At 55.4% G+C, this 10031-nt stretch carries 18 protein-coding genes and 1 pseudogene; 2 read left to right on the top strand and 17 right to left on the bottom strand.

The features are described 5' to 3' along the window. From APH36_RS27745 to APH36_RS27675, 17 genes are all read right to left on the bottom strand, one after another. A partial coding sequence (locus APH36_RS27745) for a site-specific integrase (protein WP_156342224.1) occupies positions 1 to 1458 on the bottom strand: 1458 nt, incomplete at its 3' end. Further along, complete coding sequence (locus APH36_RS31370) at positions 1451 to 2704, bottom strand: site-specific integrase (RefSeq protein ID WP_050593414.1); 1254 nt, start codon at positions 2702 to 2704, stop codon at positions 1451 to 1453. The genes APH36_RS27745 and APH36_RS31370, both read right to left, overlap by 8 nt. A 200-nt stretch (positions 2705 to 2904) precedes the next feature. Continuing rightward, positions 2905 to 3651, bottom strand: a complete 747-nt coding sequence (locus tag APH36_RS31925; RefSeq protein ID WP_148299956.1) for a hypothetical protein — start codon at positions 3649 to 3651, stop codon at positions 2905 to 2907. A 174-nt stretch (positions 3652 to 3825) separates the two neighbouring features. Further along, positions 3826 to 4083, bottom strand: coding sequence for a hypothetical protein (locus APH36_RS27735; protein ID WP_151883543.1), 258 nt, complete (start codon positions 4081 to 4083; stop codon positions 3826 to 3828). 17 nt (positions 4084 to 4100) lie between these two features. Further along, a complete protein-coding gene (locus APH36_RS27730) occupies positions 4101 to 4481 on the bottom strand; it encodes a hypothetical protein (RefSeq protein ID WP_060501508.1) in 381 nt (126 codons plus the stop codon). Positions 4482 to 4507: 26 nt separating this feature from the next. After that, positions 4508 to 4759, bottom strand: coding sequence for a hypothetical protein (locus APH36_RS27725; RefSeq protein WP_060501507.1), 252 nt, complete (start codon positions 4757 to 4759; stop codon positions 4508 to 4510). 88 nt (positions 4760 to 4847) lie between these two features. Next, positions 4848 to 5246: a hypothetical protein gene (locus tag APH36_RS27720; RefSeq protein WP_060501505.1), complete on the bottom strand. Its 399-nt coding sequence runs from the start codon at positions 5244 to 5246 to the stop codon at positions 4848 to 4850. Positions 5247 to 5323: 77 nt separating this feature from the next. Then, entirely contained in the window at positions 5324 to 5554 is a 231-nt protein-coding gene (locus tag APH36_RS27715; RefSeq protein WP_060501503.1) for a hypothetical protein, read from the bottom strand. A gap of 101 nt (positions 5555 to 5655) precedes the next feature. Then, positions 5656 to 5877, bottom strand: a complete 222-nt coding sequence (locus APH36_RS27710) for a hypothetical protein (RefSeq protein WP_060501501.1) — start codon at positions 5875 to 5877, stop codon at positions 5656 to 5658. Between the two features lie 44 nt (positions 5878 to 5921). Further along, on the bottom strand, positions 5922 to 6134 hold the full coding sequence (locus tag APH36_RS27705; RefSeq protein ID WP_060501499.1) for a hypothetical protein: 213 nt from the start codon (positions 6132 to 6134) through the stop codon (positions 5922 to 5924). 87 nt (positions 6135 to 6221) lie between these two features. Beyond that, on the bottom strand, positions 6222 to 6398 hold the full coding sequence (locus APH36_RS31920) for a hypothetical protein (protein WP_156342222.1): 177 nt from the start codon (positions 6396 to 6398) through the stop codon (positions 6222 to 6224). A gap of 11 nt (positions 6399 to 6409) precedes the next feature. After that, on the bottom strand, positions 6410 to 6757 hold the full coding sequence (locus tag APH36_RS27700) for a type II toxin-antitoxin system ChpB family toxin (protein WP_060501497.1): 348 nt from the start codon (positions 6755 to 6757) through the stop codon (positions 6410 to 6412). Further along, positions 6754 to 7008, bottom strand: a complete 255-nt coding sequence (locus tag APH36_RS27695) for an AbrB/MazE/SpoVT family DNA-binding domain-containing protein (RefSeq protein ID WP_060501495.1) — start codon at positions 7006 to 7008, stop codon at positions 6754 to 6756. Before APH36_RS27695 ends, APH36_RS27700 begins: the two co-directional genes overlap by 4 nt. Positions 7009 to 7083: 75 nt before the next feature. After that, complete coding sequence (locus APH36_RS27690) at positions 7084 to 7755, bottom strand: site-specific integrase (RefSeq protein WP_060501493.1); 672 nt, start codon at positions 7753 to 7755, stop codon at positions 7084 to 7086. A 135-nt stretch (positions 7756 to 7890) separates the two neighbouring features. Next, the gene (locus APH36_RS27685; protein ID WP_023383636.1) at positions 7891 to 8130 is read right to left on the bottom strand and encodes a hypothetical protein; all 240 of its coding nucleotides are present in this window, start codon (positions 8128 to 8130) and stop codon (positions 7891 to 7893) included. Positions 8131 to 8461: 331 nt separating this feature from the next. Then, positions 8462 to 8686: a DUF2188 domain-containing protein gene (locus APH36_RS27680; protein ID WP_023383635.1), complete on the bottom strand. Its 225-nt coding sequence runs from the start codon at positions 8684 to 8686 to the stop codon at positions 8462 to 8464. 65 nt (positions 8687 to 8751) lie between these two features. Next, a complete protein-coding gene (locus APH36_RS27675; RefSeq protein WP_023383634.1) occupies positions 8752 to 9297 on the bottom strand; it encodes an SOS response-associated peptidase in 546 nt (181 codons plus the stop codon). A gap of 191 nt (positions 9298 to 9488) precedes the next feature. Between APH36_RS27675 and APH36_RS27670 the strand changes: the two genes are divergently transcribed. After that, complete coding sequence (locus tag APH36_RS27670) at positions 9489 to 9920, top strand: LexA family transcriptional regulator (protein WP_041925786.1); 432 nt, start codon at positions 9489 to 9491, stop codon at positions 9918 to 9920. Continuing rightward, a pseudogene (locus APH36_RS31365) lies at positions 9910 to 10031 on the top strand (hypothetical protein); the annotation flags it as partial. The gene APH36_RS27670 and the pseudogene APH36_RS31365, both read left to right, overlap by 11 nt.

Below are 10031 nucleotides of genomic sequence, written 5' to 3'. Positions count from 1 at the left end.
CGCGATACGACCGTCCGGATAGCGTTTAGCATCCGCTAGCAAGAAATCCAGGACCGCCTCATGCGGCCCGTCCAACCAAGGTTGAAAACACTGACAGGTGTAACAGGCCACGGGGGCAAATAATCCGCAGAAACTGAAGCTGCCACATGACCCCATTGGCCGTGCGCTTTGATCGATACGCAAATCGATAATTCGGCTGGAGCGGTCTGCTCCACGAACGGCATTGTCCTCATGAGCTATCAGTTGACCTTTAAAAGCTTGAGCCAGAGGCGCCATGTACAGCGCAGTCGCCTTTTCAATCCGCATCGCAAGCTCTGGTGTCGCAGCTACATAGACAGCCGCAGAGTCAGTTCGCGAATGATCAAGCAAGTCCGCAATGACCAAAACCCCGTGCCCTTCACGCGCAAGATTCGTCCCTAACGTACGCCGAAAGCGCAAGGCACAGATGTTAACTATTTCCCCCGTGCGCTCAGAGCGGACGGATAGCTTGTCCAACGCGGTCACCAACAATTTCCGTAAATTCTCGCTGGTACGGTGGTATCTGGCCCATCCTGGCCCGTCCGCCAAATACTGTGACTGCCGGGGTAAAGGAAACAGGGGCGCCTGCTGGGGGTCTGGAAACGCTCCAATAAAGCGCTCACTGACGCGTCGGGCATAATCAAACAACGGTCGACCAATTTGATTCACCAGCGCTCGCGGCTTGAGTTCCTGGCGGAGCAATGCGTTTTGTTGCTTCGCACGCGGAACAAGCAAAAGAAAAGACTCTGTTCCATCCGCAGCCACCGAGCGCACAACATCACAAACCTTTAAGGCTGCCAACTGAACAGGGCGGGAACCCAACGCAATAAACAACCATGCCAGCAGGTATATGTCCTCACTCAAACGCCCTGCGCCGTAAGCTTCATTCAGGGCATCTTGAATACCCACTTGCTCAATTGGAGTAAATGGACCCAACTCGGGATCCCACGTCAATACAGCGATTCCGGTTTCTCGCTTCCGGAGCTTTTTCCTGTCCAGGACGTACACCACATCATCCTGAATACCCGGCAAGCTCATGGCATGCCATCGGCGTAAAAACGCAAAGAGATCGCGTGTTTGAAAGTCATTGGCATCGCAATGTATCAATACGTCATTTCCGCAGATAGTTTCCAACGGTTCAACGCGCCCCTCTTGCAATCGCAAGGCAAATGCTTTTAAAGCCGCAAAGCGACCCATCACAGTACTTGGCGCCCTATTTTCAACGAACCAAATCAACGTAAGATGGAATGAAGCCATGAGCACAGCAGAAAAATGTAGCCCAGAAAAATCCATGTAAACCGAATACACACCGTCCCGGTACGACCAAGCAGGCCGGTTAGGATCAAACGCGATACCGCTTTTGCTACGAATTACCGACGGAAGTGAAGGACAGAAATCAATTCCATCGATTACGTAGTTTTCCCCTGGTTTTTTAATCATCGGAAGGAGCCTCCACACGCAATTGTTTTTGCATTTGCAAGGACACAGCGGTGGCTTTTTTCTTGATATGACGCTGGTTATACACAATCGCCATTCCGGATGTTTCGGACCACCCCATCAATCGTGACCGCAGTTTTTGCTCCATGGTCGGCGACACATCACTTCTATCAATCGCTTCCGAAAAAATATCGTTCCAGGTATGGCGAAGGAGATGAGGGCAGATGTTTTCTGGTAGTTCCGGACAGTGTTGCCGTAAAGTGATAAATACTTTATTTAGCGCCGCAAGACTCAGTGGTTTTCCTGAGCCACCGGCTACCCAAAGATATTCATGCTTACGCGAGCCTGTAACATTTCGACGAATGGACATTACATACGCTCGCGTGAGCGCTACCAACTCTGCGTCGAGCGCTAATAATCGACCGCTTGTTTTGGCATTCGGCTGTCTCAACCGTGGATCCGCCGGATCGTCTGCCCTCCTGGCAATTAAAACTTCATTGGTCTGAAAGTTAATATCCGAGATTTTGACACCAAGCAACTCACCTCTCCTGACTCCCAAGGACAATAGCCAGCGAATCATTAAGTAGTTTCGCTGCCGAACAAATTCATGAGACCACGGATTATGCTCAAACTCTGGAGCAACCACCTGTTGCAGTAGCGATACCATTTGTTCAGTTAGGCCCTCACGAGGCGTAACATTGGATAAGCGCTGCACTGAAGGAATGCGAGCCTTTATGGCTGTAGAAACCAGTTCACGGAGTTTTTCCACCCCTGAAAAATGTGGGTTTCCTGCGCCTGTTTTTAGTAAGTGGTCGGTCGCAATCCAGTCAAGGTAACGGGCAATGTATAAAAGCCGTATAGCAATAGTACCAGGATGAATTTTTGGCGTACTAAAGCCACTGGTAGACCATGGCGATACAAACTTTCCATTTCCAATTTTTTTTCTGTCGCCCGCTGTAATTGGTAATTTACACGCCCCAACGATAGCTTCTATGTCTCCAACCGTTAAAAACTGGCCGTCGCGCAAACGGGCGGACAAATCTATCTTTAGTTCATCAAAAACAATGAACAGCACCATCAACGACCGAAGCGCCTGTTGGAGTGTGCTCGTCGACAAATTCGCCGTTCGTAACTCTGTCAGTACCCAAAGGTTAGCGCTGTGCACGGGCATGCCGTCTTGCTGAAGGCAAAGCACTGGAAAGCGCTCACCACCGTCGAACCGCACGAGTTTGATTCTGTAAGGGTTCATTGTTTACACACTCCTAAGGTAAACTATAATAAACCCTAGACTACAATCCTACTTTTCGCAAAAAAGTACGCTAATCCTCTGTTTTTATTATATTTCCCTCCTAAATATTTACGTTTTAATAGAAGTCGGCGCTACTGCCGCTGCCCAGCATGGGCTGGGCTTGGGCGTACCTGGGCGCGGTTTCCTATCTCCTTACAGGTTCAGATATCCCATTGAACTCTCTCTTTAGCGTAGAACTCTGAGACTGCAGACGGTTTCCAGTAATCCCCAAAGTCGGGCATCCCAAGAATGTCCCTGGCCATGGTCATAGAGCCCAGCACCATCTCTTCCTCAGCCCATATTGCGATCCAGCCAGGATCGTCTTCAGGGACTGGCCTGCCAGGTCGCCAGCCTAGAACTTCAATTATCAGAAAGACAATATCAAGCGTAACATCGCCGAGAGCAGCGCTAGCTTGAAGAACCTCATTTTCTGCTGGTGTGAGAGGCGTTGGGCCAGGGTAACCTAGTGTGCTAACCAGCATCGTCTCTGCCACGCCGTAGTCCAGGTTTGCAGGGGGTGGGATAGCTTCACCGTATTTGGCTAGCCAACGCGAGGCGGCTTGTTCATTCTTAGCTCGATAAAAGGCTTGATGCAATGAATGTTCAGGTTCGATAACGGCTGGAGGATACGCTACGAAGGGCAGTGAGGTAATGACGTAGCGATTGGTTTCAGGGTCTATGTAAAAATCGATATGTGAGTGTTGGGTATCGAACTCGGGGCAGCGATTCAGGCTGAGTCGAACCCTTAGCGCTGGCGAGATGTCTTCAAATACATCCGTAAGCGCCTTGTTGCAAAAATTACCAAGGCCTTTATCTGCTTCGACCTGACGTCTACAACTCGTGGGCGTTGTCCACTGAGCCAGCTTGACGTTGCCACACGTGCTACAGGTTGCAATCCAAAACTTCATAGAAACCTTTCACCTATTCGAACTCAGGACGTGGCGCGTTATCTGCGCTTGATGATTTTCCCTGGTAACGGCGCTGGTCACGCCTGGGCTTCTTCCAGGCCTTCGATGGCTGTTCTACAGCATCCTCTACTGCCTCGGCCCAGCGAATGGCTGGGCTTGGGCGGTGCCGTTTTCCTACAGGGTCATGATCGTCAGTTCTGGCTTCGGCATGTCGGGCGAAGCTCCCAGCACCTTCTCGCCCAGGACAGTGCAGGCGTTCAGGTACTTGTCGTAAGCCTTGTCGATGTTCTCCAGGATTTCTTGCAGGTTGCCGGCCGGAGCTGCACCAGACTGGTAATCCGCCAAGGCCTGACGGGTCACCGCCCACGCCTTGCGTGCCATCTGAGCCTGGCGCAATTCGATTTCAAACGCATCGGTACTGATAGTCGTCATGGTCACGATTTCCTTGATCAGCGGCCGAGCCAAACGCGCTTACCGTCAGCCCAGTCGTAGAGCTGGTCCAGCATGCTGTTGAGGTCTGTTAGCGGTGTAAAGTCCTCTTCGCCGTCATAGCTGTCTGGCTTCAGTGCTTCCATGCCCTCAACGATATGGGCCAAATCTTCGTCCAGGTCGGTAGACTCCCAATCCAGCCAGTCAGCGGGAACTCGGCTGCGGATCAGCGCGCCAATGTGATTGGCCACCTGCGCCGCATGCTCGTTGGAGGTGTTCGACTGATCTTCATGCAGAATCGCCTTGATGTCGATTTTGCGATCCCACACAGGCTTGCCAGCGGCACGGCGCTCTGCTGCTACCCTGTGGTTCTCGACGATACTCTCGATGGTGCGGGGCATAAGTGCTTTCCTAGACAGTTGGGGGTTCAGTTGGTCGGTGCGGACTGCACCTTCTGCGGCCACGCCTCTTTCACGGCTTTTGCCTCAGCCAGCAGGCTGTCGCGCTCCTGCTCATCGAACTTGCACTGCCCATACAGCGCGTCGAGGTAGCCACGCACGTACTCAAAGCGCAAGGCGGCCTCCTGGCTACTCAGCGACTGGCGAATCGTCTCGATATGAAAGCGGACGCTGCTCGTTTCCAGCTTGGACTCGGCGGCAACGGCGGGGGCTTGGGTCATGTGTGGGGTTCCTTGCGATCTAAAGGGGGTGGGTTCTACTGCCTCGGCCCAGCGCATGGCTGGGCTTGGGCGGTGCCGTTTTCCTCGATCAGTTCACTGGTTTTTCATCGTCAGAAAAGTAACCGCCGAAAGGCTCATCGAAGTGCTTACTTCTTTCGTCCGCTGCTTCGTCTGAGCTGGCCGGACCGGTGAGCCACATTGCATCCGCAGATGCCCGACTTGCGAACTTCCAACGCTCCTGGTCGTCGTAATGAAGATCAATAGTCAACACGACTGGAAGCTCTGTACTGGCTGCACCTACCGGCTCTGCAAACTCAACGCTTTCAGCGCAGTACCAATCCCAAGCCGCATCGCTGGTTTCAAAAAGTGGGCGCCAAGCGACACCAACGGTTCCATCGTAGATCAAGTACAACCTGCGGCCATCCTCGAAGTCGACCGCACCTACCGAACGTGACATATCTTTTTCCTGCTCGATCCAGTTGGCCAAAGCGGCCTGCTCCTACCGACAAGGCCCGCACATGGCGGGCAAGTGATCGGCGGCGGCTTCCGTGAAGTTGATGGGGTTCAGGCTTCCTCGGCCGCTTGGCGCGCAGCCTCGGCCAGGGAATACAACTCCTGCTCTTCTTCGGCATCGATCAGGCCGAGCGCCGCTAGGGTGCGCAAGCGCCCCTCCACTTCGGCGCGCTCTTGGGCAAGGATTGCCACTGGGGTACTGCGCAGCGCATCGATCAACCGGCGCAGGGCCTGATTAACGGCCTGCACTTGCTGGGTTTTGAGGGTGATGGTTGTGCTCATGGGTGTAGTCATTCCTTTGATTGGTGGACGCCGGAAAACGGTCATCCCTCTACAGCCTCGGCCCAGCGCGGGGCTGGGCTTGGGCGTACCTGGTCGTTTTCCTACCTGTAGCGGGATGAAATGAGCCACATGCGATGCTCAATCTTCTCGATCTGCGGCGAGACCTCCTTGGAAATAGGTGGCTTGCCTAAAACGCGCCGAATCCAGGCGTAGACGGGCAAACTCCAAAAGCCTAATTTATGTTCCAGATGCAATCGCTGTCGCTGCAACGCTATGAGCGCGCCGCCAACCTGTTTTTGCCATGCCGATTTCGCAGCCTTCATCGTCGAACTCCGTAGAGTTAATGGGGTTTATTCTCGGCATGGGCCTATTTGGCCGAGCGACCTTCCTTCCAGGTCATCGCGTAGAAAATGACGATGCCTACAATGGCGCCGATAGGGCCTGCGCGCTCAATCCATGTGGTTGAAAACGTGGGGAAGGCCAGTTTTAGCCCTATGAGAAGCATGGTGGCAACGAGCCACCCAAAGCCTGCTGCCACGGGTGTGAGCAAAATCCGTTTGACGATCAGGTCCGTGTTCATAGCGACTCCTTTTGGGTTGTTAATGTGCCGGTTCAACGTGGCTGCCCAGCTCGATGGCTGGGCTTGGGCGGTGCCGTTTTCCTCGATTTACTGGCTCTTTGGCTGAGCCTTGTTCTTAGCGCGCTTGGACAACCCAAGGGCAACCGCGAAAGCGATGCCAATCACAGCTAAAACGGCTGCAACGGTCTGATTCCCAAGCAAACCTGCGGTAGCACTTGCCGCGAGGGCTAAACCAGCTACCAATCCTAAACTTCCGTCGTTCATCCGGTTTTCCTTTACTCAAACAGTGCCTGCACACGGGCCAGCACTTCGTCCATTACGACCTCGGGCACCGCCTCCACGCGCTTGGCGCCGCGAGCCTCAAGGTCAACCGTGCGAATCTGGTTGCACAGCACCACACCTTGAGTTTCGGTGCCGCTTCCGCTCAAGGTCACGGCGAAACCGGCGTACCGGGCGAAGTCGCCTCCTTGGGTGATCGGTGCGATCACTGCCAGCCCGGTGGCGTTGTAGGCCGCTGGAGTCAGTACCAACGCTGGGCGAAAATCGCCCTGCTGCTCTCGCCCCTCGGTGGGGTTCAGGTTCACTCGCACAATGTCGCCACGGTTGAATTTGGCTCGCTTCACGCTTCACGACCTACCGGCTTCATGGCATTCCAACCCGCAAGCTCTGCCGGCTCCGGCGCGGACAAGTCGCACTGCTGCATCAGGTCCGCCAACTGATAATGCGGCTTGGCTTTCGCCGGCTTGAGCGTCATAACCTCAGCAGACACATCCAATTTCAGAACGTCGCCGCTGACCAACTTCATGAGCTTGAGCACGGTAGCCGGCAGACGAATCGCCGCACTGTTGCCCCACTGCTGAACTTTGACTTCCATAAGCACCTCCGTAACGTATAGCCATTGTAGATACTTGCCACTCTATGCGCAAGCACCAATGTAGAAACATAGTATCTACAAAGCCACTTCAAAGGCTCGCCGTATGGTGTCCGCATTTATCGCCAGGTAAGGCTTGCTGTGGTCGAGCTGGGCATGCCCGAGAATCGTTTGAACAATGTCCACATCGCCAGTCGCAGCCAGCACCGTCGCGGCCAGCGTGCGCCGACCGCTGTGCGATGAACCATGCTTGATACCCGCTTGCCGGTAGATGCGGCTGAACGTCTGTTGCAGCGCGTCACAGGCCCGGTACACCTCCGGCCCGCCTTCCAACATCCGATGTTTGAACGCCATTTCAAATGCCTGGCCCTTGTGGGTCAGAATCAGTTTCGAATCAGGGCGTAACCCTCGATATTCGGCGGCACCCGAAAGCCCCCAGCGGCGCCTTTGGCGCAGCGCAAGCCACTGCTCCAGAGCGGCCAGGCACCGGGGATGCGTCAGGTACACATTGCGCGCACGGCAGCCCTTCGTGATCGAGGGTCGCAAGTACAGTTCGGGCCGGACAGCCCCGCTTGGAAAGAGCACGTCGGCGACCTCCAACTGGGCCAGCTCGGTGACCCTCACGCCTGTGGTGTGGGTGATCCAGACCAGCAACACGTCACGCTCTGGCATACGGCCAGATACGGACGCTACTCGTACCAAATGTTTGAACTGTCCAGGGCGAAGGGATGCAGCACGACGGGGATTCATGGCAGGACTCTCTGTTGGGATTGAACGCGGACCGGGATCGATCCTTAGAGAGTCGGCAATAGGCCTCCTAGGAAGCCTATCACCAATGATTTCGCAGTGTTCACGGAAAATTTGCTGGTCGGCGCCGGCCCTGGGTCAACCGGTGGGATGCTCCGCCTGGTAGATCAGCGCCTCCACTAGCTTCGCCAGGTTGTGGGCCTTTTCTTCAAGGGTGCGCAGGGCCTGCTGGGTGCGCTCGGCCATCTGGTCGGCGTCCTTATGCTCGCCGCGGAGGAATGCGGCGTCGGCCGATTGCGAAGACAGGACCACAAATGCAGCGGCGATTTGCCAAGCCTCCAAGGCAGGTTTCAGCTTGTCGGCATCGATCATGGTCATGGCAGCATCCTCGATCTTGAAGGGCGGAGTTCAAGTCTAGTGCGGCCGTGGACGCCTCGCAGAACTACAAGCCCAAAGGTCATGGAAAATCAGTTGCGCCACCCCGTGCTCCACCCGCACGCTGAAAGTAGAGCTGACCAAACGAGTCGGCAACGACAGGGGCAACGTGATGACGATGTTGACGATGACTGATAACTGGGTGTTTTTAGTAGCTGCAGGTGTGCTGGCATTGGCTTTCTTAGGCGCAATCGCCCTCAAGCGGAGGTATCGCAAGAAAAGCGCCCCGCCAGACTGGCCCGAGGGCGACTACCGATAGAAGCCTGACCGCGCCCTACCCTTTGCTACGGCGCGGGTCAGCACTGCGCGGATAGGTGCGCTCATCCTCGATCTGCCCAGTGGCCGTATGGATCTTTACCGAGCCAGTACGACCCTCCATGTACCCGGGCAGCTGCTCCAGCAGCTGAGCCTTGGTTGGGGCGTTCAGCAGCGCCCGGCTATCGCCCTGCAGATGCAGTTTCCAGCCAGAACCCTCGGCTACCACGTGATAGTTGTCCATCGGGATCTCCTTGAGCGTGAGGTGATACAGTTTTGGGGCCAGCTGGCTGCAGGAGTTCCCGCCGCTTACAGCGGCACCTCTGTCTGCTTTTCATCATCCGGCCGATGGTAGTTGCGCATGAACGCGTGCGTATCAGCGTTAACCGTCAACATTGTGTATGAATGAAGCACCTGACGCGTTTCAGGGTCGCGCCATTCCTCCCAAAGCCCTGCTATCCCCATAACCTCGCCGTCAGCCCGGGCGATCCGGGTGGGCACTGCACGCCCCGATCGCCAGTCAGGCTCATAGATCGCAGCAGCGGGAATGATGCAGTGCTGAGCACGCCGCCATGCATTGCGAAAAGACGGTTTCTCCGCCACGGTTTCCGACCTGGCGTTATAGGTGCGCCTGGCTATCTTAATGTCCTTACTCCAGCAGGGTATTAAGCCGAACGACCCAGTGAGCAGATCCAGCTGCGGCGGTGCGCCATCCTGTTCAACCGCCTCGCCAGCTCTGCGTAGAAACGGGCCGATGTAGCCTGGCCATAGGTCGAGTTTCCCCTGCTGATCGTCCTCGATGCCGAAGGCCGCTGCGAGTTGGTTTGGCGTCGGCGCCTCGTAATGGCTACACATACCTAGCCTCTCCTGTGAGCATTTGGATTTAGCGTGGCGGTATCGAGACTTGCAGCAGCTGCGAGTCCTATCAATCCGACCGCCGTTGGGTCGAATCTACGCCTTGTCGAAAGGCCTTTTGTCGCAGTGACTCTAGCCGCGCCGTACTGCCTGCATTACTGTATATGCAAACAGTATGAACTCGGTGCCCCATGAACGTTGTATCTATTCAGCCCCTTCGAGACTCAAGCGAGCTCATTTCGGTTCTCGCCGGAACGGCTGCAGGCGGTTTTCCAAGCCCTGCAGCTGATTACTATGAGCCACCGATTTCTCTTGATGAGTTGCTGAACATTCGGGCGCCGCATGTGTGGATTGTGCGTGTCCAGGGCGAAAGCATGCGTGATGCAGGAATCTACGACGGCGGGGTCTTGATCGTCGACCGATCGATCACGGCGCGAACCGGTCAGATCGTTCTGGCCTACGTGGATAACCAACCGCTGGTTAAACGGCTGGCTAAGGCCCCCGATGATCGTTGGCTGCTGGAATCGGCCCACCCAGACTATAAGACCATAACCCCTGATCAGTACGGCTCGATTGATGTGTTTGGGGTCGTAACCTGGGACCTGACCAAGCATGTGCGCTGACAGCTCCCGTCCTATCTTCGCTCTGGTGGACGTCAACTCGTTCTACTGCAGCTGCGAGCGCATTTTTAGACCCGAGCTACGACAGCGCCCGGTCGTCGTTTTGAGTAACTC

The sequence above is a fragment of the Pseudomonas sp. NBRC 111133 genome (genome assembly GCF_001320605.1).
Lineage (GTDB): Bacteria > Pseudomonadota > Gammaproteobacteria > Pseudomonadales > Pseudomonadaceae > Aquipseudomonas > Aquipseudomonas monteilii.
The sequence above is the reverse complement of the archived record's forward strand: the minus strand, read 5'-3'. Positions and strand labels throughout refer to the sequence as shown.

Bases quoted from the DNA above. Each gene is read 5' to 3' on its own strand.
- APH36_RS27710 (WP_060501501.1), bottom strand. From the start codon at position 5,877: ATGAAGGCTGCGAAATCGGCATGGCAAAAACAGGTTGGCGGCGCGCTC.
- APH36_RS27735 (WP_151883543.1), bottom strand. From the start codon at position 4,083: ATGACGACTATCAGTACCGATGCGTTTGAAATCGAATTGCGCCAGGCT.
- APH36_RS27690 (WP_060501493.1), bottom strand. From the start codon at position 7,755: ATGAATCCCCGTCGTGCTGCATCCCTTCGCCCTGGACAGTTCAAACAT.
- APH36_RS27675 (WP_023383634.1), bottom strand. From the start codon at position 9,297: ATGTGTAGCCATTACGAGGCGCCGACGCCAAACCAACTCGCAGCGGCC.
- APH36_RS27705 (WP_060501499.1), bottom strand. From the start codon at position 6,134: ATGAACACGGACCTGATCGTCAAACGGATTTTGCTCACACCCGTGGCA.
- APH36_RS27680 (WP_023383635.1), bottom strand. From the start codon at position 8,686: ATGGACAACTATCACGTGGTAGCCGAGGGTTCTGGCTGGAAACTGCAT.
- APH36_RS27715 (WP_060501503.1), bottom strand. From the start codon at position 5,554: ATGAGCACAACCATCACCCTCAAAACCCAGCAAGTGCAGGCCGTTAAT.
- APH36_RS31925 (WP_148299956.1), bottom strand. From the start codon at position 3,651: ATGAAGTTTTGGATTGCAACCTGTAGCACGTGTGGCAACGTCAAGCTG.
- APH36_RS27730 (WP_060501508.1), bottom strand. From the start codon at position 4,481: ATGCCCCGCACCATCGAGAGTATCGTCGAGAACCACAGGGTAGCAGCA.
- APH36_RS31920 (WP_156342222.1), bottom strand. From the start codon at position 6,398: ATGAACGACGGAAGTTTAGGATTGGTAGCTGGTTTAGCCCTCGCGGCA.
- APH36_RS27685 (WP_023383636.1), bottom strand. From the start codon at position 8,130: ATGACCATGATCGATGCCGACAAGCTGAAACCTGCCTTGGAGGCTTGG.
- APH36_RS27695 (WP_060501495.1), bottom strand. From the start codon at position 7,008: ATGGAAGTCAAAGTTCAGCAGTGGGGCAACAGTGCGGCGATTCGTCTG.
- APH36_RS27725 (WP_060501507.1), bottom strand. From the start codon at position 4,759: ATGACCCAAGCCCCCGCCGTTGCCGCCGAGTCCAAGCTGGAAACGAGC.
- APH36_RS31370 (WP_050593414.1), bottom strand. From the start codon at position 2,704: ATGAACCCTTACAGAATCAAACTCGTGCGGTTCGACGGTGGTGAGCGC.
- APH36_RS27670 (WP_041925786.1), top strand. From the start codon at position 9,489: ATGAACGTTGTATCTATTCAGCCCCTTCGAGACTCAAGCGAGCTCATT.